Genomic DNA, 19,459 nt, shown 5'->3' on the forward strand with positions numbered 1-19,459 from the left:
GCACACCCCCACGCGATTAGCCGCTAAGTTCATTTGCCATTCACCGGCCGCGCGGCCTTCGGCAGGCGGCGGCGCAAAGCGTTAAAATCGCCCACCGCGTTCGATTTGTCGGCGACGCCTGGCGTCAACGCGCCGTCCGTAAAAATTTACGAACGACCGTTCACAAATTTCCATTTTGCGCTAAACTGGCACGCAAGCCCTGATTCCACATGAAGGTCCTCGATTTACAGTGTCCGCATGGCCATCGGTTCGAAGGCTGGTTTGCTTCGGCTGATGATTTCGAGTCGCAGCAGTCCCGCAAGCTCGTCGAATGTCCGATCTGCGGTGCGAACGAAGTGAGCCGCTTGCCGTCGGCACCCCGGCTGAATCTGTCGGGCGCGACTGACGCGAAAGTGCCCGCAGGTGCGGTGGACATGCAGGCGCGTATGATGCGCGCATTACGCGAGGTACTGGAAAAGACTGAGAACGTGGGCGACCGCTTCGCCGAAGAAGCGCGGCGCATTCACTACAACGAGGCGCCCGCACGCAATATTCGTGGTGTTACGACACCGGAAGACGCAAAAGCTTTGGTCGAAGAAGGCATCGAAGTGATGCCGCTGCCGGTCCCGGCTGCCTTGAAGGAACCGCTGCAATAGCGCAGTGGCTCACTGGCGGCGGGCGGTTGCGGCCAGGAGACACGACGCATGAATCTGGACTATTCCCCCGCTGACGACGCATTCCGCGCCGATATCCGTGCCTGGCTCGAAGCGAATCTGCCTCGCGAACTGGGCAGCAAGGTACTCAACCATAAACGTCTGAATCGCGACGACTTCGCGAACTGGCACAAGCTGCTCGGCACGCGCGGCTGGTCGGTCATCGCGTGGCCGAAGGAATACGGCGGCCCCGGCTGGGACGCAACGCAACGGCACATCTGGGATGAGGAATGCGCACGTATCGGCGCACCCTCCGTGCTGCCGTTCGGCGTCTCGATGGTGGCGCCCGTGCTGATGAAGTACGGCAACGAGGCGCAGAAGCGTCACTATCTGCCACGCATTCTGGACGGGACTGACTGGTGGTGCCAAGGCTATTCCGAACCGGGCTCCGGTTCCGATCTCGCCTCGCTGCGCACGCGCGCCGAGCGGTCTGGCGATCACTACGTGGTCAACGGCCAGAAAACCTGGACTACGCTCGGCCAGTACGCCGACATGATGTTCTGCCTCGTGCGCACTGATAGCGGCGCAAAAAAGCAGGAGGGCATCTCGTTCCTGCTTATCGACATGAAAACGCCGGGCATCACCGTGCGCCCGATCATTACGCTCGACGAAGATCACGAAGTCAACGAGGTCTTCTTCGAAGACGTGAAAGTGCCGGTCGAAAATCTGGTCGGCGAAGAAAATCGCGGCTGGACTTACGCCAAATATCTGCTGGGCCACGAGCGTACGGGGATTGCCCGGGTTGGCCAGTCCAAGCGTGAACTCGTATTCCTGAAACGCCTCGCGCTGGATCAGAAGAAGAACGGCAAGCCGTTGCTGCAAGATCCGGTGTTCGCCGCTAAGGTCGCGAGCCTCGAGATCGAGTTGATGGCGCTTGAAGTTACCGTGCAACGCGTGGTCGCCAATGAGACGGGCGGACGCGGACCGGGGCCGGAGGCGTCGATGCTCAAAATCAAGGGCACCGAAGTGCAGCAAGGTCTGACCGAGTTGATGGTCGAAGCAATCGGGCCGCTTGCCGCACCGTTCGACGTGCCATTCCTTGAAGGCGAACGCGAACACAGCCTCGCCCGCGATGACGACGCCGCGCCGCTTGCCGCGTACTACTTCAACTTCCGCAAGACGTCGATTTACGGCGGCTCGAACGAAATTCAAAAGAACATCATCGCGCAGATGATTCTCGGACTTTGAGGGGCGGCGCATGGACTTCACATTCAACGACGAACAACAGCAATTCGCCGACGCATTGCGCCGCTATCTGGACAAGAGCTACGGTTTCGAGGCGCGCCAGGCGATCGTGCAATCGGAATCCGGCGTATCGGATGCGCACTGGGCAGCTTTCACCGAACTGGGTCTGACGGCCCTGCCCGTGCCGGAAGCGCAAGGTGGCTTCAACGGCAGCCCGATCGACATGCTGGTGGTGATGCAGGAGTTGGGTCGTGCCTTGGTGGTCGAGCCATACTGGGCGACCGCCGTGGGTATCGAGGCGCTGCGGCTGGCAGGCACGGCAGAGGGCGAAGACGCTTCGCTGCTCGAACAGGCGGCCCAGGGCGAGATCAAGCTGGCAGTGGCATTTCACGAGCCTCACGCACGTTACGATCTGTTCGAGGTCGAGACGGTTGCGAATGGGCAAGGCGAGCACCAGACAGTGAACGGTACGAAGTCAGTCGTGCTGCACGGCGCGCAAGCCGACTACTGGATCGTGCCGGCTCGATTGAGCGGCGAGATCGCGCTTTTTGTCGTCGCGAGCGATGCGGCCGGTGTCAAGGTCACCGAATACCGCACGATTGACGGTCAGCGCGCCGCGACGCTGGAGTTCAACGGCACGCCCGCACGCAGGCTCGCTGGCGATCATGCCGGTGCAGCCGCGCTCGAACACATCGCGGATTACGCCACGGTGTTGCTATGTGCAGAAGCGGTCGGCGCGCTCGACGCACTGAATCACGCCACAGCCGAATACACGAAAACGCGCCAGCAGTTCGGCCAGCCGATCGCGCGTTTTCAGGCGTTGCAGCATCGGATGGTCGAGATGCTGATTCACGCTGAACAGGCACGTTCGGTCACGTATCTGGCAGCCATGCGCTACGCCAGTGAAGATGCGGACGAGCGTCGCCGTGCGGTTTCGGCGGCGAAAGTGCGGGTCGGTCAGGCCGCGCGTTTCGTGGGGCAGCAGGCGGTGCAATTGCACGGCGGCATGGGCGTGACAAATGAAGTGGCGGCCGCGCATCTGTTTAAACGTCTCGCTATCATCGAGACCACACTGGGCGATGTCGATCACCATCTCGCGCGATTTGCCGCGCTGCCCGGCTTTCTCACGGCCGAAGCCTGATCACAACCGGTCGAATCGGATAGGCAGGAGGTGTGACGATGGGTTTGAGTTTCGAAGACATGACGGTCGGCACGACTACCGAGGTCGGCAAGCATACGTTCACGCGAGACGAGATTATCGAGTTTGCGGAGAAGTTCGACCCGCAGCCGTTTCACGTGGACGATGATGCAGCCGCCGAATCGCCTTTTGGTGGATTGATTGCGAGCGGCTGGCACACCTGTTCGGTCATGATGGGTATGCTGGTGCGCAATACGATTGCTGGCTCGACGTCGATGGGCTCGCCAGGGATTGACGAAATCCGCTGGCTAAAACCGGTGCGCGTCGGCGACACGCTTACGATGATGAACTCGGTGCTCGACAAGCGCGTGTCGGCCAGCAAGCCGGATCGCGGCATGGTGTCGACGCAATGGGAAGGCATCAATCAGCATGGCGAAACGGTGGTGATCGTGCGCTCAAAAGGATTGTTCGGCTTGCGCAATCCGGGTGCCGCGTCATGACGGGCAACGCGGCGCCCGCCGCGATGTTCGACAATGCAGCGGCGCTGCGCGCGCTGGTCGGTGCCGAACCACTCGTGAGCGAGTGGCTGACGGTCGATCAGGCGAGCGTCGATCGTTTTGCCGAGGCAACGGGCGATCATCAATGGATTCACGTGGACCCGGAGCGGGCGCGACGTGAATCGCCGTTCGGCGGTCCGGTCGCACATGGGTTCATGACGCTTTCATTGATTCCGGCGCTGCTGGGAGAGACGGTGACGCTCAAGCAGCGCATGGGCGTCAACTACGGATTGAATCGCGTGCGGTTTACTTCGCCGGTATTGGTCGGCTCGCAATTGCGTGCCCGGTTTGCGGTGGAGTCCGTCACTGAGGTCGAAAATGCGGGTGTGCAGGTCGTATGGAATGTGACGCTGGAGCGGCAGGGCAGTGAACGGCCGGTGTGCGTCGCCGAGTTCATTACGCGCCACTACTTTTAGTCTTCAAGTCCGCGCACTATAGAAAAGCGCGAGCGGCATGCATGCCGCTCGCGCTTTTTTATCTCTGTGCATGTAGATACATGCGAACAGCTCAATGCTTCGCGTATTGCGTCGCGCCGAATAACATCTCTTTGGCTTTGTCGTCCATAAGCGGTTTGCGGGCCGACGCCAGCACTTCGACGCCGCGCATCACCGCTGGCCGTGCGGCGATTTCTTCCTGCCAGCGTTTCACATTCGGAAACGCATCGAGTTCGATGCCCTGGTTTTGCCACGAGCGTGTCCACGGAAACGCGGCGATGTCCGCGATCGTGTACTCGTTGCCGGCCAGGTATCGCGTCTTGCCGAGTTGTGTTTCCATCACGCCATACAGGCGCCGGGTCTCGTTCGTGTAGCGATTGATTGCGTATTCAATCGGCTCCGGCGCATAGATGCGGAAGTGATGAGTCTGGCCAAGCATCGGACCTAGGCCGCCCATCTGGAACATCAGCCATTGCAGCGTTGCATAGCGCGCGGCCGGGTCGGTAGGCAGAAACTTGCCGGCTTTCTCGGCCAGATAGATCAGAATCGCGCCCGATTCGAACAGCGCGAACGGTTTGCCGTCAGGACCTTTGGGGCCTTCGGAATCGACAATTGCCGGAATCTTGTTGTTCGGACTGACGGCAAGGAATTCGGGCTTGAACTGGTCGCCGGCGCCGATATCGACGCCATGGGCGGTGTATGCAAGGCCCGTTTCCTCGAGCATGATGTGGACCTTATGGCCGTTCGGGGTCGCCCAGCTGTAAACGTCGATCATCCTGGCTCCTTTCATTCGTGAAAGCGGCGCCTCGAAGGGCGCCGCACTTGGCGAAAATTAGAGCACAGATCGAACAAAGTTGCTGGCGACGGCGCAGCGCGCGAGGCTCAACTTCAAGACATCGGCAACTGCCCAACCGCTTTGTCCCTAACCTCAAACTCGCGTAATTGGCGTTTCAACACGAGCTGCCGCGCCCGCATCCATGTAGCGCGCCAGTTCAAGTTTGGCGATGGCATTGCGGTGCACTTCGTCGGGGCCATCCGCGAAGCGCAGCGTGCGTGCAGAAGCGTAGGCGTACGCGAGCGGAAAATCGTCGCTGACACCGCCGCCGCCGTGCACCTGGATCGCCCAGTCGATCACCTGACACGCCATGTTCGGCGCGACGACCTTGATCATCGCGATCTCACCGCGTGCGCCCTTGTTGCCGACCGTATCCATCATGTACGCCGTTTTCAGTGTCAGCAGGCGCGCCTGTTCGATCATGCAGCGCGCTTCGGCGATGCGCTCCTGCGTGACGCCTTGCGCGGCGACTGGTTTGCCGAACGCGACGCGTTGCAGCGAACGTTTCGACATCAGCTCGAGCGCGCGCTCGGCGAGACCGATCAAACGCATGCAGTGGTGGATGCGTCCTGGTCCGAGACGGCCTTGTGCAATCTCGAAGCCGCGTCCTTCGCCGAGCAGCATATTACTTGCCGGCACGCGTACGCTATCGAGCGTGATTTCCATGTGGCCGTGCGGCGCGTCGTCATAGCCGAATACGGTGAGAGGGCGGTGCACGGTGATGCCGGTGGCTTCGGCGGGCACCAGAATCATCGACTGCTGCTGATGACGCGGCGCCTCGGGGTCGGTTTTGCCCATCACGATATACACCTTGCAGCGCGGATCGCCCGCACCGGACGACCACCACTTGTGGCCGTTGATGACGTAAAAATCGCCGTCGCGCACGATGCTCGTCTGGATATTGGTCGCATCCGACGACGCCACTTCCGGCTCGGTCATCAGAAATGCCGAACGGATCTGTCCTTGCAGCAGCGGTTCAAGCCATTCGCGTTTATTGTCGTCACTGCCGTAACGCTCGATCGTTTCCATATTGCCGGTGTCGGGCGCATTGCAATTGAAGACTTCCGGCGCCCAGGGCACGCGGCCCATGATCTCGCACAACGGCGCGTATTCGAGATTCGTCAGGCCGGCGCCGCGCACGGATTCCGGCAGGAACAGATTCCATAAGCCCGCGTCGCGCGCCTTGTGTTTGAGTTGTTCGATGAGCTCGGTCGGCAGCCATGCATTGCCGTTGCGGCGATTGCGATCAATCTCGGCGTAGAACGCCTGTTCGTTCGGATAAATATGCTCGTCGAAGAAGGCGAGCAGTTTTTCGCGCAGCGCCTGAACCTTCGGGGTGTAATCGAAATTCATGTATGACCTCGCGGATGAGCAATGACGTCTATTCGGAGCGCAATGTAATGCGCCGACCCGGTTAGCGAACCTTCTGTGCGTAGCGCCAGGCGAGTTCCGCCATCGGCTTGGCGCGGCGCCCGGCATCGAGCGCCTGAGCGCTGGCCGCGGTGCCGTCGACGACGCGTTTCATGATCCCTTGCAGGATCGCGGCGATGCGAAACATGTTGTACGCGAGATAGAAATTCCAGTCGCCGTGGATTTCAAAGCCGGTGCGCTGGCAATAGCGCTCGACATACGTTGCCTCGTCGGGAATGCCGAGCGCCGCCCAATCGAGGCCCGCAATACCGCGGAATTGCGCCGGGTCGACATGCCACGCCATGCAGTGATAGGCGAAATCGGCGAGCGGGTCGCCGAGCGTCGACAATTCCCAGTCGAGTACGGCGAGCACGCGTGGTTCGTCGGGATGAAAGATCAGGTTATCGAGCCGGTAGTCGCCATGCACGACCGAGGCGCGCTCGCCCGTTTCGGCCGGCATATGCTGCGGCAGCCATTCGATCAGACGATGCATTGCGTCGATCCGCTCGGTTTCCGACGCGACGTATTGTTTGCTCCAGCGGCCGATCTGACGCGCGAAGTAGTTGCCGGGTTTGCCGTAATCGGCGAGGCCGGCGGTAGCGACATCAACACGATGCAACGCGGCGATCACCCGATTCATTTCGTCGTAAATCGCGCTGCGTTCAGCAGGCGTCATGCCGGGCAAAGACTGGTCCCATAGCACGCGGCCTTCCACGAACTCCATCACGTAGAACGCCCGGCCGATCACGCTTTCGTCCTCGCACAAGGCGAGCATCTTCGCAACCGGCACGTCGGTATCGGCTAAAGCATGCATCACGCGGTATTCGCGTTCGACGGCGTGCGCGGAAGGCAGGAGTTTCGCGGCCGGCCCAGGCTTCGCCCGCATCACATACGAACGGGATGGCGTGACGAGCTTGAAGGTGGGATTGGACTGGCCGCCGGCGAATTGTTCGAGCGTAAGTGGCCCGGAAAATCCGTCGACATGCTGGGTGAGCCACGCGGCGAGCGCGTCGCTGTCGAAGCGTTGCCGCTCGTTGACAGGACGCGTGCCTTCGAAGGCCGAATAATCCGGGTTGTGTTCTGGTTCGCCGGTCTGTGTGGCTTGCGCCATATGTCTCCTCCAGTTCGGGTTCAGCTACGCTTGTATTGAACGAATTGTGCGTAGAGCATTTCCATCGTGGTATTGCGAACATCGCGATGCAGCGGCGACGGCGGTGAATAATTGATCATGCGAAGCACCCAGTCACGTGGCTCGGCGCCGATATCGAGCGCATTGATACAACCGGTGGCCTGGGCCAGATGACCGAAGAAAGTACGGCCGCCAGCGGTCAGCGCATGCGACAGAATCGCGCGATTCACTCCACCGTGAAGCACGAGCAGCGCCGTATCCCACGACGTGTCTTCGCGCAGCGCAGCCACTGCCGGCAATACGCGATCGAACAACGCGCCGATGGTTTCGCCGTCGAGAAAGCGCGTATGTTCCGGCACGATGCCGTCGAACACGCTGAGAAAGGCCGCTTCGATATCTTGCGGCGCAATGTTGCTGAGCTTGCCGCCGCGAATCTCCTGCCATGCCGGTTCGATTTCGAGTTCGATCGCTTGACCCGTCTCGGCCAGCACGCGCTGCGCGGTCTCGACCGTGCGCGGCAAACCGCTGACGATCACCCGATCGAAGCGGATCTGCTGCTCGGCGAATACACGGCCCGCCGCGCTCGCCTGCTCGCGACCGTTGGCGTTCAACGGCACGGTTTCGGGATCAATCGCACGGCCGGAGTCGTCGAAGTAGGTCACGTCGCCGTGACGCATCAGGAAGATACGGCGGCGCTTGGGGAGTTGAAATTCAGCCATCGTTCCTGGGTTCACTTATAGACCGGAGCGCGTTTTTCGAGGAACGCGGAAATCCCTTCAAGCCCTTCACGATGATGCAGCGACGCGACAAAGTTGTCGCGTTCGGCAACCAGATGATCGGCAAGCGGCTGCGCGCCGGCCGCGCCGACGAGTTCCTTGATACGGGCAACCGAATTCGGCGAAATCTTGCCGAGTTCGTCGGCCCACGCCACAGCGGTGTCACGCACGGCGCCGGCTTTCGCCAGCTTGTTGACGACACCGAGATCGTGCAGCCGCCCCGCGCCGATCGGCTTGCCTTCGATCAGTACTTCGGTGGCTAACTGGCGGGGCAAGGCCTGCGCCAGAAACCAGGATCCGCCGCCATCGGGCGTCAGGCCGACGCGCGCATACGACATCACGAATCTGGCATCTTCAGCGGCAACAATCAGATCGCACGCGAGCGCCAGCGAGAAGCCTGCGCCGGCCGCGGCGCCTTCGACGGCCGCGATCACGGGTTTCGACGACAGGCGCAGCGCCGAAATCCATTCGCCGAGCAGATCGATGCTTTGTGCCTGCACCGACGGATCCTTCGCGCGGTTCTCGAGCAAGCGATTCAGGTTGCCGCCGGCGCAGAAGAAATTGTCCGCACCGGTAATCACCACAGCGCGAATCGATGGATCACGTTCGGCCGAATCGAGCGCTTCGATACCGGCGGCGTACATATCCGGATGCAGTGCATTGCGTGCGCCAGGGTTCGACAGCGTGAGGACGAGCGTCGATTCGCTCTCTGTCGGGCGCGAGGTCAGCAGTTCGGCGCTCATTGTTGTGTCTCCGTTTGGGTGTCGGCCGCGTCGCGCTGTGTCAGCGACAGACCAAGTTGTGCCCGCCGCGTAAGCCACGGCGACGGACGGTAGCGTGGATCGCCGAGCACGCTGAAGATATTGCGCAGGATCGTGAGAATGGCTTTCGAGCCGAGTGCATCGCCGAGCGCGAGTGGTCCGCGCGGATAGCCGAGGCCTAGCGTCACGGCGAGATCGATATCGTCAGGCGTGGCAATCTGTTGTTGCGCGATATCGCAGCCGATGTTGACGATTGTCGCCACGATTCGCTGTGCCACGAAGCCGGTCGAGTCGCGGATCACCGTCACGGGAATGCCGTCGGCGGCAAACAGCGCGTGCGCGGTGTCGCGTGCGACGCGGGTGGTGGCCGGTGTCGTCATCAGCGTGCGGCGACGCGCGCCGAGCAGGGGGAACAGTGCATCGACCGCGATCACGCGGGTGGCGTCGAGTGCTTCGTCGACGGCGACGGTGGTCGCGTCATGGCCGAACGGCGTAACGACGATCAGCGAGTCCGCGGCGGGCGTGGCGCCCTCGTCGAGTTTCACGCCGGCCTGGGCAATCAGTTGCACCACGGCTTCGCGAGCTTGCGGATGCCGCTTGCTGACCCATACGCTTGCGGGCAGTTCTGTCGGCGCGGGCGCTTCAGCGGGCACTTGCTGTTTGCCGTCTTCGTACCGGTAAAAGCCTTCGCCGGTTTTGCGGCCGATCAGTCCCCCCGCGAGCCGCGTGCCGGTGATCGGCGAGGGCGTGAAGCGCGGTTCTTCATAGAACTGGTGATAGATCGATTCCATCACCGGATGCGACACATCGAGCGCGGTCAGATCCAGCAGTTCAAACGGGCCGAGGCGGAAGCCCGCCTGCTCGCGCATAATGCGGTCGATGTCAGCGAAACTCGCCACGCCTTCGCCGGCCACGCGCAGGCCTTCCGTGTTCATGCCGCGACCCGCGTGATTGACGATGAAGCCGGGCATGTCTTTCGCGCGCACCGGCGTGTGGCCCATGCGGCGTGCGAGATCCATCAGCGCGTCGCCGGCCGCGGGATCGCTGCGCAAGCCGTCGATCACTTCGACAACCTTCATCAGCGGCACCGGATTGAAGAAGTGATAGCCGACCACGCGCGACGGATTCGTGCAGCCCGCCGCAATCGCCGTGATCGACAGCGACGATGTGTTCGACGCCAGCACGCAGCGGCCGCTCACTACAGCCTCGAGTTCGCGAAAGAGGGCTTGTTTCACGTCGAGTTTTTCGACGATCGCCTCGATCACCAGGTCGCAATCAACCAGGTCGCTGACGGTTTGCGCGCCGCTCACATTCGCTAACGCGGCAAGCGAGCGGGCCTGATCGAGCTTGCCTTTGGCGGTCAACTTGGCGAAAGTCTCGGCGAGGTAGTCGCGCGCGGCGCCGACCGCGGCAGGATTGGTGTCATACAGACGCACGGTGAGACCTGCTAGCGCGGCGATCTGGGCGATACCGCGACCCATTGCACCGGTGCCGACAATGCCGATAATCTCGATGCTGTGATTGCGAGAGGTCATTGTGATGCTCGACTCCATGGTTATTTTAGAATAGCACGATCGTGCAAATTACTGGATGATTGCTCGAAGACCGTCGCTTTGATCTGGCGAGTGGTCCCACATAAACCGAATGAAGGAGACACCCGATGATCAAGCTGTGCGGTTTCGCGCTGTCCAACTATTACAACAAAGTGAAGTTCGTGCTCCTCGAACACGGCATTCTGTTTGAAGAAGTCTCCGTGCTGCCCAGCCAGGAAGAAACGATGCTCGAGCATTCGCCGCTCGGCAAGGTGCCGTATATCCGGACCGAACAGGGCGATTTGTGTGAGTCGCAATGCATTGTCGACTATCTGGCCGCGCGCTTTCCCGACAAGGAGATTTTCTCGGCCGACCCGTGGGAGGCGGCCAAGGAACGCGAACTGATCATGTTCGTCGACGTGCATCTTGAACTGACCGCGCGCAATCTCTACAAGGAAGCGTTCTTCGGCGGCACCGTGACCGAGGCGACCAAAGGGCGGGTCGAGAAGCTGCTCGTGCATCACATTGCCGGCTTCAAACGGATCGCGAAGTTCGGGCCTTATTTGCGTGGCGAGCGTTTTAGCGTCGCCGATACGGCGGGTTATGTGAGTTTGCCGCTGGTGGGCATGGCGACGCAGACGATCTACGGGCGCGATTTTCTGCTCGACGCCGGCGTCGACTGGAAAAGCTACGTGAAGAAAATCAGCGAGCGGCCGGCCGCGCAGCGCGTGACCGAAGACCGCAAGGCATATATCGCGGCGTCGCGTCCGGCCTGACAGGCAATGATATCGGCCGTGACAGGGGTTCGGGCATGCAGCCCGCGCCTTGGCCGTTGCGCACGATGGCGAGGAACGTGGGTTCGTTCGCAGCATCGCGCCGGGTGTCCTAGAGCCGCGCCAGTCGCTCGAGCGCGGTAGCGAGTGTGCCTTCCTGCTTGGCAAAGCAGAAGCGCACTACGCCCGATTCATGCGACTCGTGATAGAACGCCGAGACCGGAATTGCCGCGACCCCGATCTCGCCGGTCAGCCATTGCGCGAATTCGGCTTCGGTTAAATCGCTGATCGCCGAATAATCGACGCACTGAAAGTATGTGCCCGTGCAAGGCAGCAGCCTGAAGCGGGAATTCGCGAGGCCGGCGCGGAAGAAGTCGCGTTTCTTCTGATAAAACGCAGGCAGGTCCAGATACGGCGCCGGGTCCTGCATATATTGCGCAAGGCCGATCTGCATGGGCGTGTTGACCGTGAACACGTTGAACTGGTGCACTTTGCGGAATTCGGCAGTGAGCGCGGCGGGCGCGGCCACATAGCCGACCTTCCAGCCGGTAACGTGATAGGTCTTGCCGAAGCTGGAGACCACGAAGCTGCGCTGCGCCAGCTCCGGATAACGCGCGACGCTTTCGTGCGGCGCGCCGTCGTACACCATGTGCTCATACACTTCGTCGGACAGAATCAGCACGTTGGTGCCGCGCACGATTTCTTCGAGCTTGCGCATGTCTTCCGCGCGCCAGACCGTGCCGGTCGGATTGTGCGGCGTGTTGATCAGCAGGAGCCGGGTTTTCGGCGTAATGGCGGCGGCGAGCTTGTCGAACGGGATCTGGTAATCGGGCGCCTCGAGTGTGACGAATACCGGCTTGCCGCCGGCCAGTTCAATTGACGGCAGGTAACTATCGTAGGTTGGCTCGACCACAATCACTTCGTCGCCGGGATGCACGGTGCAGAGAATCGCGGTCAGTAACGCCTGCGTGGCGCCTGCTGTGACGGTGATTTCGGTGGTGGCGTCGTAGCGGCGGCCGTACAGGTTCTCGATCTTGTCGGCGATCGCCTGACGCAGCGGCGCGGCACCAGCCATTGGCGGATATTGATTGTGGCCGTCGCGCATCGCGTTTGCGACCGCGTCGACAATGCGCGGATCGCAACCGAAGTCGGGAAAGCCCTGGCCGAGATTCACCGCGCCCTTTTCAGCGGCGAGCGCGCTCATCACAGTGAAAATCGTTGTGCCGACATCTGGCAGGCGAGACGGGAACGAGGGACTCGTGGGCGTGTCGTGCGGTGCATTCATGGCGCTGTCCGGAGCATGAGCGGGTGAGTGGGCGAAAGGCGTCAATTCAAAAGTACGAAGCCTGATTGTAGGGAATCGCGGCGTTGCGTGCGTACAGCGGCGCCCTCGTTGGCCATTCGGCCAGGGGTCAGGCTGGCGCGGGTTCGTCGGCGGCCGTCAAGGTGGCACTGACAAATGGCGCAGGCTGCGCGATCTGGAAGCCGAAGTCGCGCGCAACGCGCTTCGCAAGCTTCAGTACCGCGCGATCTTTCGACACCAGCCAGTCGGCCTGCACGGCCTGCGCGAGTTCGAGGAACTTCTGGTCGTCGCGGTCTTTGCATTTGGGCAGCGGCTTCGCGTCTTCCGCCGGCGCGGTCGGCTCGACCAGCTGCGAAAGGCGTGCGAGCACCGCAAGCGCCGCCGCTTTGTCGACATTCCGATGTACGAACTGCGGATAGTCGAGCACGTAGGCCAGTTCGGCAAGACAGCGCGCGTCGATCAGCGCGGCCAGCGCGCCGCTTTCGAGCGCGGCGCGGATGGGTCGCGTGTGCGGGTCGTCGAACACGAGAATATCGATCCATACGTTGGAATCGAGGACGACGCGCAAGGCGCCGCGTGAGGCATGGGAACCGGGCATTCGTTACAATCTGGCTTTCGTCTTTGACCGCCAGGCACGGCGTGCCTGCAAGCCTCTATGATAATCGTTCTGTCGCCGGCGAAATCGCTCGACTACGAAACCCCTGCGCATGTCAAAAAACACACGATCCCCGATTTCGTCGATGACGCGGCCGAATTGATTGACGGATTGCGCCTTTTGTCGCCGCAGCAGATAGCCTCGTTGATGAGCATTTCCGATCAGCTGGCGCACCTCAATCTCCAGCGGTACGCCGAATGGTCACCTGAGTTCGGCACGCACAACGCCAAGCAGGCGGTGCTCGCGTTCAATGGCGACGTGTACGAGGGCTTCAATGCGAAGACCTTGTCATCGGCGGATCTGGATTACGCGCAAAACCACGTGCGGGTGCTTTCGGGTCTGTACGGACTGTTGCGCCCGCTCGATCTGTTGCAACCGTACCGGCTCGAAATGGGCACGCGCTTCGCCAACACGCGTGGCAAGGACCTGTACGCGTTCTGGGGCGAGCGCATCACGCAGGCACTGAATGTGCAATTGAACAAGCGCGCCACAGGCTCGCGCGTGCTGGTGAATTGCGCGTCGGGCGAGTACTTCAGGTCGGTCAAACCCAAGCTGCTCGACGCACCGGTCGTCACGCCGGTATTCGAAGACTGGAAGGGCGGCCGTTACAAGATCATCAGCTTCCATGCGAAGCGTGCGCGCGGATTGATGGCGCGCTACGCGGTCGAAAACCGCCTCAACGCGCCGGAGCAACTGAAGGACTTCGACGCCGAGGGTTATGTGTTCGACACCGAAGCCTCGAACGATTCCACCTACGTATTTCGCCGCCGCATCGCCGACTAGGCGATCGCCGCGCATACCAGCAGGAAGAAAAACATTATGACGCTATCGATTACGAGCAACTTCGACGCGGGTGCGATCGAAGTGCTGTCCTGCGAAGAGGCAGGCAATATCCGCTTGCGCGTGCGGCCCGACAGTCGCGCCGAATTTGCGCAGTGGTTTTATTTCCGCTTGTCCGGCGCGGCGGGCGAGCGCTGCGTGATGACCTTCGAAAATGCTGCCGCGTGCGCCTTCGCTGAAGGTTGGCGCGACTATCAGGCGGTGGCGAGCTACGATCGGGTGAACTGGTTCCGGGTGCCGACTTCGTACGACGGGCGCGTGCTAACAATCGATCACACGCCGGATTTCGACCGCATTTACTACGCTTATTTCGAACCGTATAGCGAAGAACGCCACTCGGAATTTCTCGGCGCGGTCCAGCAGATGCCGCAGGCAACGCTGACGGAGTTGGGCAGGACCGTCGAAGGCCGGCCAATGTCGCTGTTGACGCTCGGCACGCCGCAAACCGGCGAGGCGGCCAAGAAGAAGATCTGGCTGATCGCACGTCAGCATCCGGGCGAAACGATGGCCGAATGGTTTATCGAGGGCCTCGTCAAGCGCCTGGCGGGCTGGGGTGATTGGGCGGGCGATCCGGTCGCGCGCAAGCTCTACGATCATGCGGTGTTTTACATCGTGCCGAACATGAATCCGGATGGCAGCGTGCACGGCAATCTGCGCACCAATGCGGCCGGCGCGAATCTGAATCGCGAGTGGATGGAGCCGGATGCCGCACGCAGCCCGGAAGTGCTGGTAGTGCGCGACGCGATCCATGCGACCGGTTGCGACCTCTTTTTCGATATCCACGGTGACGAGGCGTTGCCGTACGTATTCGTAGCCGGCTCCGAAATGCTGCCGGGTTTCACCGAACGGCAGGGACAGGAGCAGAAGGCGTTTATCGAGGCGTTCAAGCATGCGAGCCCGGACTTCCAGGACAAGTACGGCTATGCCGCGAGCAAGTATCGGGAAGACGCGCTCAAGCTGGCTTCGAAGTACATCGGCAATGAATTCGGTTGTCTGTCGTTGACGCTGGAAATGCCGTTCAAGGACAACGCCAATCTGCCTGACGAGCGGGTGGGCTGGAACGGGGAGCGTAGCGCGTCGCTCGGCGCCGCGATGTTGCAGGCGATTTTGCGGCACGTGGAGACGTTCGCCTGAGGTTCAGCTAATCGGACGCTGATAAAGGAAAAGAGGCTCGCGCTCTGGAAGTACGTGCCTCTTTTTTTGTGCTGGTGCAGCGCGCGGGGGCGGCCCCTGGTTTGCGCGCCTAGTGAGACTTTTTTGCTGGCGTTTTCTTCGCCGACGATTTGCTTGACGATTTGCCGGATGTCGCTCTTGAGGATTTACCCGAGGTCGACTTCGAAGACTTGCCAGTCGCTTTCTTTGCTGTGTTGCCGCTCGTCGAGTGCTTACCCTTCGCACTCTTATGCTTGCCTGGGGACGCGCCTGATTCTGTAGACGCGGCGCTACGCGCCCGGGTAGGTGGCACCGGGTCGTTCCAGCTGAACGCCAGCATCTGCGCGCCGACATAACCGCAGCGGAATTTGAGATCGGTGGGGTCGCCGTCGCCATTCTGGCGGATGCCAAGCCCTTCGACGGTGACGATGTTATCCACCTTGACGCGCTGCTTGCCCTGGTCGAACGAGTCGTTCCAGGGGGTGACAGACGCATGCGCGCTATCGAATGAGCTGGGTGGGAATTCGACGCGATCAAAAGCGGTCGACGTGCTGGCGACAAAATTGCCATGAGCTGCGCAGTCCGCGACGAGCGGGTCCGCATGCATGTCATTGACAAATTTGTTGACGAGATCGTTGTGCTGTTCGAGTTGATCGGCGAACGCGGGAGCAGTGCACATGAGCGAGAGACTCGCTGCACATGACGCTAACCGGCCGACCAACCGCAGCAATCGGCGCGGTACGTTGGTGCGATCCATCTAGTTTATTAGACGCTAGTGAGACATCAGGCACGTAAGATGCCGGGCGAGAGGCAGGAGTTCAATCCTGACGCAAATATTTTGTCCTGTCGTGATGTACAGGCTCGGTATCCCGGCGTGTCGAGTGATCGATTGCCGCACCCATGAAGCGTTCTATAGCTGCGTGGCGTTCAGGTGCGTGGACCGCCCAGTCGATAACGGCGCACATCATACGTGGTGACCCACGCCGGCCGGTAGACCGCGATCAATGCAGTGGACATGCCTGTGAACCAGGCTTCGCCGGTGGCCAGCAAAAGCACGCTGAAGGCGTAGCCGGCTGGTATCACCGTTGTCGATCCGTCGGCGAGGGCGATGTGAATGCCGAGCGCTGCGGCTGCGGTGAGCGACACGGCAATCGCGGGCGAGACGAAACCCTGGCCGAAGATAAACATGAAAAGGTTGCGCGGCAGCCAGGCGATGCTGGCGCGTTGAACCAAGGTCGAGATGCCGACAGGCAATGCACCGAATACGAGGAAAGTCAGCGCGATGCCCTGCCAGGGAGCATCGAAAACGAGCGCGGCAAGACCGGTGACCACTGCCATGGCGATGAGCGCCAGCGCCCAGTCGAATAGCGTGACGACCAGCGTAGCGCCAAGCAGGTGCATGACGGTGCCGTCGTCAAGCCACGCGTTGCTGGCCCACAGCACCGAGATCGCAACGATGATTGCGAGCCAGACGTGCTGCAGGGTGCCGTCCTGAAGTCGTTTGAAAGGATTTTTCCACAGCGCGAGCGCGACCACTATCGCAGTGGCGATCCAGCCACCGACAGCGACCCAAAACGGAAGCGGTGTGTAGAGGAAACCCATGTGTCTCATATTACTCGTTGGACGACAAAAGGTGTGAGCGGATTCCATGCCAGCCGGCGCCGACGCTTCCGAAAAATGCCTGCACGGAGATAGCGCAAGCGCCGGCGCACGTCATGCCAGGCGCTTCGCTGCCGGGTCCTGCGCCGGGCCGGCGGCGGGGGAATCGCCATACGGCGTGCTCGGTTCTGCTGCTATCGGCAACGCGTCGGTCGTGTCGTTAGCCGGCAACGGATACTGGAAGCGTCGTCGTGTGCGGCGACGCAGCGGCACGACGCCGGCTTGTCCCATCACGGGACGAGACGGGTCTTCGCCATCATTGCGCAGCACTTCCAGATGGGCTGCCAGCCAGCCGTTGTAGAGCGCGACAGCGGCGGCGCGATTGGGAGCCCCGAGTTGCTGGAATATGCTGGTTAAATGAATCTTCACAGTGCCTTCGCTGATGCCGAGCGTGCGTGCAATCATCTTGTTGGTGCTGCCCATGTGCACGCAGCGCATGATCTGCTCCTGGCGGGGCGACAGGCCGCTAGACAGTTTGGCGCGGCGCGGCGGCGGGGTCTTCGGGTCGAACGGCCGGATGAGGGCATCCGGTGGAAGCGGAGGATTCAGCGCCAATGCGCCGGCCGGCACGTAATGACCGCCCAGCAGCACCATCTCGAACGCGCGCACGATGAGACACGGGTCGGTTTCGCGCGGTACTACGCCGAGCACGCCTTCGTCCATCAGGTTCCGCACGACGACGGGCGAGACTGCGTCGGTCAATACGGCGATGCGCAAGTCCGGGTAATAGCTGAGCAGATGGCGGACGTCCGCAACCGACATCCAGTCCTGCCAGTCGATCACGAGCAGGTCGGGCCGCTGACGCTTGAGCGTGCGTTCGACCTGCCGCCAATCTTGTGCTTCGTTAAAACGCGCCAACCGGTCGATTTGCCGCAGTAGCGCTTTGAGCCCATCGCGTCGTTCCGCGTCTGAGTTGAGTATCGAGAATCGCATGCCATGTCTCCAGATGGATCGGACAAAGTGGCGCGATGCATGTACGTCGGCGAGGGCGCCGGGCACTCTGCGATGCACCACCGTCCCTATGATGACAAATTCCCTTCTGTTTGACGGCCTGTCCAAATGTCATAAGAGGAATGCCATAAAAAAAGCCTCGCGCTCGGCGGGGCTTTCTGGTTTCGACGGTCGCGTGCCGCGACTCCGGCGCCAGTGTATCAATGGAAATGAGGTTGCGCGGGTTCCGCGTCCTCCGGCATTTCGGCGTGAACTATTTCGCCGAGAGGGTCTGCATAGAGCGGGACGCCGCAGTCGTCACAGTATTCCGGCTCGAAGCGGCCGGCGTGGCGGCGCACATCGGTCACGCCGGTCTCTTTGAGCAGCGCGACAATTTCTTCGAGCGGATCGTCTGACGCAGCGGCCTCCTGCGGCTCCTCATCAATGCCGGGCTCGCCGTTCTCGCGGCCATACAGCGGCCAGACGACGCCGTAGATCACTTCATTGCTGCCGCGGCGCGTGAAGCCGACGCGGTATTCGTCGATGCGGCGCTCGCCGAAGCCTGCGACAACTGCGCGCAGTTCTTGTGGCGCCGCGCCAATCGTGTCGAACAGATAGCGCACGGCGGTACGCACGGTGTGAGGGCGCACGCGTTCGTCGGCGTCGCGGCAGGCCGAATAATAGGCGTCCGGCAGCAGGCACTCGAACTCGCATCCGGGCAATACCAGCGACAAATTGGCGCCCCCTTGCGTGGCCCATTGTTCGAGGCATTGCCCGCGCTCGATCCGGCTGCCATTCTCTTCTTCCTGCCAACGGAAGGCCGGCTCGCCAACTGGCGCCGCGACCACGGCCAACAGGAAGCGCGGGTCGGCCAGAATGGGCGAGGTTTCCGGCAGTTCGCCGAAATTGAGCTTGAGGTTGCCACCGCCCAGTGCTGCCTGAGCGAGTTGCTGGGCAATGCGCCAGGTTTCGACGTGGTGACGCGGCAGCTGGTCGATGCTGTACAGGAACGGTGTCATGGCGACGCGCGTATTGGCCGCAAGGACGTGCGCCTGCAGGTGCGCGCGCAATGCATCGGCCGCGTCGGTTTTTAGCGGACCGGAAGGAATCATGTATCGAGTCCAGGCCAGCACGGGCGCGGCGATCAGCAGGGCTTCGTAAGGCACGCCTTCGTGGTCGACGATGAACGACTCGCTGTGCGTTTCCGCCATGTCGGCGAGTGCGCCGTAAGCATCGGGATGATTCTGCTGCAGATGGTCGAGCGCGGCGTCCAGCGTAGTCTGGTTGGCGTTGCGGACGATTTTGGCCAGCAGCACATCGAGTTTCGCTTCCCAGAAGCGGTCTTCAGTGCGGCTGCCCGACGCGAAAAGCGCGAGCGAAAGACCGACAAGCTTGTCGGCATCGGGGGGGAGACGTTTGGCGATTCGCGAGCGCATAAATCCGATAATTGGGGTGCACAGAACCTTATATTCTAGTCTTTTCTGTGCCGCCATATTATTTGGCCGGCAATGCGGGATGAATTAGGACGTTTCCGCATGCAAAATCAGCTCGCTGCGCACGCTGCTGGACGCGTTGCGGGCTGGGTTGGCCGGATGATATAAGACCTTCCGCTGCAGCGGCTCGCTTCTATACTGACAGCTTTCAGTGCGCGCCTGGCAAGCGCATCTTTATTCGTCGCCGTGGTCTGGCACATGAGGA

General features: G+C 61.4%; 20 protein-coding genes. 8 read left to right on the plus strand and 12 right to left on the minus strand.

Going from position 1 to position 19,459, the window contains the following annotated elements:
* Positions 1-209 precede the first annotated feature (209 nt).
* From PQR27_RS05010 to PQR27_RS05030, 5 genes are read left to right on the plus strand one after another with little or no spacing between them, the layout of a single operon-like run.
* Positions 210-635, plus strand: a complete 426-nt coding sequence (locus PQR27_RS05010) for a DUF1178 family protein (protein ID WP_408522613.1) — start codon at positions 210-212, stop codon at positions 633-635.
* Between the two features lie 48 nt (positions 636-683).
* Complete coding sequence (locus PQR27_RS05015; protein WP_408522614.1) at positions 684-1,880, plus strand: acyl-CoA dehydrogenase family protein; 1,197 nt, start codon at positions 684-686, stop codon at positions 1,878-1,880.
* 10 nt (positions 1,881-1,890) lie between these two features.
* Entirely contained in the window at positions 1,891-3,018 is a 1,128-nt protein-coding gene (locus PQR27_RS05020) for an acyl-CoA dehydrogenase family protein (protein WP_408522615.1), read from the plus strand.
* 38 nt (positions 3,019-3,056) lie between these two features.
* Positions 3,057-3,515 (plus strand): MaoC family dehydratase, encoded by a 459-nt coding sequence (locus PQR27_RS05025; RefSeq protein WP_408522616.1) that lies wholly within the window; start codon positions 3,057-3,059, stop codon positions 3,513-3,515.
* Positions 3,512-3,988 carry a MaoC family dehydratase gene (locus PQR27_RS05030; RefSeq protein WP_408522617.1) on the plus strand — a complete coding sequence of 159 codons (477 nt, stop codon included), beginning with the start codon at positions 3,512-3,514 and terminating at the stop codon, positions 3,986-3,988. Before PQR27_RS05025 ends, PQR27_RS05030 begins: the two co-directional genes overlap by 4 nt.
* A 91-nt stretch (positions 3,989-4,079) precedes the next feature.
* On the opposite strand, the gene PQR27_RS05035 is transcribed toward PQR27_RS05030, so the two are convergent.
* The 6 genes from PQR27_RS05035 to PQR27_RS05060 all read right to left on the minus strand — a co-directional run bounded on the left by PQR27_RS05035 (position 4,080) and on the right by PQR27_RS05060 (position 10,452).
* Entirely contained in the window at positions 4,080-4,781 is a 702-nt protein-coding gene (locus PQR27_RS05035) for a glutathione binding-like protein (RefSeq protein WP_408522618.1), read from the minus strand.
* 153 nt (positions 4,782-4,934) lie between these two features.
* Positions 4,935-6,194 (minus strand): acyl-CoA dehydrogenase family protein, encoded by a 1,260-nt coding sequence (locus PQR27_RS05040; RefSeq protein WP_408522619.1) that lies wholly within the window; start codon positions 6,192-6,194, stop codon positions 4,935-4,937.
* A gap of 61 nt (positions 6,195-6,255) precedes the next feature.
* The gene (locus PQR27_RS05045) at positions 6,256-7,362 is read right to left on the minus strand and encodes a phosphotransferase (RefSeq protein WP_408522620.1); all 1,107 of its coding nucleotides are present in this window, start codon (positions 7,360-7,362) and stop codon (positions 6,256-6,258) included.
* Positions 7,363-7,382: 20 nt separating this feature from the next.
* Positions 7,383-8,099, minus strand: a complete 717-nt coding sequence (locus tag PQR27_RS05050) for a histidine phosphatase family protein (protein WP_408522621.1) — start codon at positions 8,097-8,099, stop codon at positions 7,383-7,385.
* An 11-nt stretch (positions 8,100-8,110) separates the two neighbouring features.
* Entirely contained in the window at positions 8,111-8,899 is a 789-nt protein-coding gene (locus PQR27_RS05055) for an oxepin-CoA hydrolase, alternative type (protein WP_408522622.1), read from the minus strand.
* Positions 8,896-10,452 (minus strand): 3-hydroxyacyl-CoA dehydrogenase, encoded by a 1,557-nt coding sequence (locus PQR27_RS05060; protein WP_408522623.1) that lies wholly within the window; start codon positions 10,450-10,452, stop codon positions 8,896-8,898. Before PQR27_RS05060 ends, PQR27_RS05055 begins: the two co-directional genes overlap by 4 nt.
* Positions 10,453-10,577: 125 nt before the next feature.
* Here PQR27_RS05060 and PQR27_RS05065 point away from each other — a divergent pair, with 125 nt between their 5' ends.
* Positions 10,578-11,225, plus strand: coding sequence for a glutathione S-transferase family protein (locus tag PQR27_RS05065; protein WP_408522624.1), 648 nt, complete (start codon positions 10,578-10,580; stop codon positions 11,223-11,225).
* 109 nt (positions 11,226-11,334) lie between these two features.
* Here the strand turns inward: PQR27_RS05065 and PQR27_RS05070 are convergent, their stop codons facing one another.
* Positions 11,335-12,507, minus strand: a complete 1,173-nt coding sequence (locus tag PQR27_RS05070; RefSeq protein WP_408522626.1) for a pyridoxal phosphate-dependent aminotransferase — start codon at positions 12,505-12,507, stop codon at positions 11,335-11,337.
* A 127-nt stretch (positions 12,508-12,634) separates the two neighbouring features.
* Positions 12,635-13,123, minus strand: coding sequence for a putative toxin-antitoxin system toxin component, PIN family (locus tag PQR27_RS05075; RefSeq protein ID WP_408522627.1), 489 nt, complete (start codon positions 13,121-13,123; stop codon positions 12,635-12,637).
* Positions 13,124-13,180: 57 nt separating this feature from the next.
* Between PQR27_RS05075 and yaaA the strand changes: the two genes are divergently transcribed.
* Both yaaA and PQR27_RS05085 read left to right on the plus strand, forming a co-directional pair.
* Positions 13,181-13,963: a peroxide stress protein YaaA gene (gene yaaA, locus PQR27_RS05080; protein WP_408522628.1), complete on the plus strand. Its 783-nt coding sequence runs from the start codon at positions 13,181-13,183 to the stop codon at positions 13,961-13,963.
* Between the two features lie 36 nt (positions 13,964-13,999).
* Positions 14,000-15,154 carry a M14 family metallopeptidase gene (locus tag PQR27_RS05085; protein ID WP_408522629.1) on the plus strand — a complete coding sequence of 385 codons (1,155 nt, stop codon included), beginning with the start codon at positions 14,000-14,002 and terminating at the stop codon, positions 15,152-15,154.
* Positions 15,155-15,263: 109 nt separating this feature from the next.
* On the opposite strand, the gene PQR27_RS05090 is transcribed toward PQR27_RS05085, so the two are convergent.
* The 4 genes from PQR27_RS05090 to PQR27_RS05105 all read right to left on the minus strand — a co-directional run bounded on the left by PQR27_RS05090 (position 15,264) and on the right by PQR27_RS05105 (position 19,197).
* Positions 15,264-15,929: a BspC domain-containing protein gene (locus tag PQR27_RS05090; protein ID WP_408522631.1), complete on the minus strand. Its 666-nt coding sequence runs from the start codon at positions 15,927-15,929 to the stop codon at positions 15,264-15,266.
* A 170-nt stretch (positions 15,930-16,099) separates the two neighbouring features.
* Positions 16,100-16,774, minus strand: a complete 675-nt coding sequence (locus PQR27_RS05095; protein WP_408522632.1) for an energy-coupling factor ABC transporter permease — start codon at positions 16,772-16,774, stop codon at positions 16,100-16,102.
* Between the two features lie 111 nt (positions 16,775-16,885).
* The gene (locus PQR27_RS05100; protein WP_408522633.1) at positions 16,886-17,764 is read right to left on the minus strand and encodes a response regulator transcription factor; all 879 of its coding nucleotides are present in this window, start codon (positions 17,762-17,764) and stop codon (positions 16,886-16,888) included.
* Positions 17,765-17,982: 218 nt separating this feature from the next.
* Positions 17,983-19,197, minus strand: coding sequence for a DUF2863 family protein (locus tag PQR27_RS05105; protein ID WP_408522635.1), 1,215 nt, complete (start codon positions 19,195-19,197; stop codon positions 17,983-17,985).
* Positions 19,198-19,459 lie beyond the last annotated feature (262 nt).

It is taken from the genome of Paraburkholderia fungorum (assembly GCF_046027215.1).
Lineage (GTDB): Bacteria > Pseudomonadota > Gammaproteobacteria > Burkholderiales > Burkholderiaceae > Paraburkholderia > Paraburkholderia fungorum_D.

Coding starts and splice junctions, on each gene's coding strand:
- PQR27_RS05010 (WP_408522613.1), top strand. CDS start 210: ATGAAGGTCCTCGATTTACAGTGTCCGCATGGCCATCGGTTCGAAGGC.
- PQR27_RS05015 (WP_408522614.1), top strand. CDS start 684: ATGAATCTGGACTATTCCCCCGCTGACGACGCATTCCGCGCCGATATC.
- PQR27_RS05020 (WP_408522615.1), top strand. CDS start 1,891: ATGGACTTCACATTCAACGACGAACAACAGCAATTCGCCGACGCATTG.
- PQR27_RS05025 (WP_408522616.1), top strand. CDS start 3,057: ATGGGTTTGAGTTTCGAAGACATGACGGTCGGCACGACTACCGAGGTC.
- PQR27_RS05030 (WP_408522617.1), top strand. CDS start 3,512: ATGACGGGCAACGCGGCGCCCGCCGCGATGTTCGACAATGCAGCGGCG.
- PQR27_RS05035 (WP_408522618.1), bottom strand. CDS start 4,781: ATGATCGACGTTTACAGCTGGGCGACCCCGAACGGCCATAAGGTCCAC.
- PQR27_RS05040 (WP_408522619.1), bottom strand. CDS start 6,194: ATGAATTTCGATTACACCCCGAAGGTTCAGGCGCTGCGCGAAAAACTG.
- PQR27_RS05045 (WP_408522620.1), bottom strand. CDS start 7,362: ATGGCGCAAGCCACACAGACCGGCGAACCAGAACACAACCCGGATTAT.
- PQR27_RS05050 (WP_408522621.1), bottom strand. CDS start 8,099: ATGGCTGAATTTCAACTCCCCAAGCGCCGCCGTATCTTCCTGATGCGT.
- PQR27_RS05055 (WP_408522622.1), bottom strand. CDS start 8,899: ATGAGCGCCGAACTGCTGACCTCGCGCCCGACAGAGAGCGAATCGACG.
- PQR27_RS05060 (WP_408522623.1), bottom strand. CDS start 10,452: ATGACCTCTCGCAATCACAGCATCGAGATTATCGGCATTGTCGGCACC.
- PQR27_RS05065 (WP_408522624.1), top strand. CDS start 10,578: ATGATCAAGCTGTGCGGTTTCGCGCTGTCCAACTATTACAACAAAGTG.
- PQR27_RS05070 (WP_408522626.1), bottom strand. CDS start 12,507: ATGAATGCACCGCACGACACGCCCACGAGTCCCTCGTTCCCGTCTCGC.
- PQR27_RS05075 (WP_408522627.1), bottom strand. CDS start 13,123: ATGCCCGGTTCCCATGCCTCACGCGGCGCCTTGCGCGTCGTCCTCGAT.
- yaaA (WP_408522628.1), top strand. CDS start 13,181: ATGATAATCGTTCTGTCGCCGGCGAAATCGCTCGACTACGAAACCCCT.
- PQR27_RS05085 (WP_408522629.1), top strand. CDS start 14,000: ATGACGCTATCGATTACGAGCAACTTCGACGCGGGTGCGATCGAAGTG.
- PQR27_RS05090 (WP_408522631.1), bottom strand. CDS start 15,929: ATGGATCGCACCAACGTACCGCGCCGATTGCTGCGGTTGGTCGGCCGG.
- PQR27_RS05095 (WP_408522632.1), bottom strand. CDS start 16,774: ATGGGTTTCCTCTACACACCGCTTCCGTTTTGGGTCGCTGTCGGTGGC.
- PQR27_RS05100 (WP_408522633.1), bottom strand. CDS start 17,764: ATGCGATTCTCGATACTCAACTCAGACGCGGAACGACGCGATGGGCTC.
- PQR27_RS05105 (WP_408522635.1), bottom strand. CDS start 19,197: ATGCGCTCGCGAATCGCCAAACGTCTCCCCCCCGATGCCGACAAGCTT.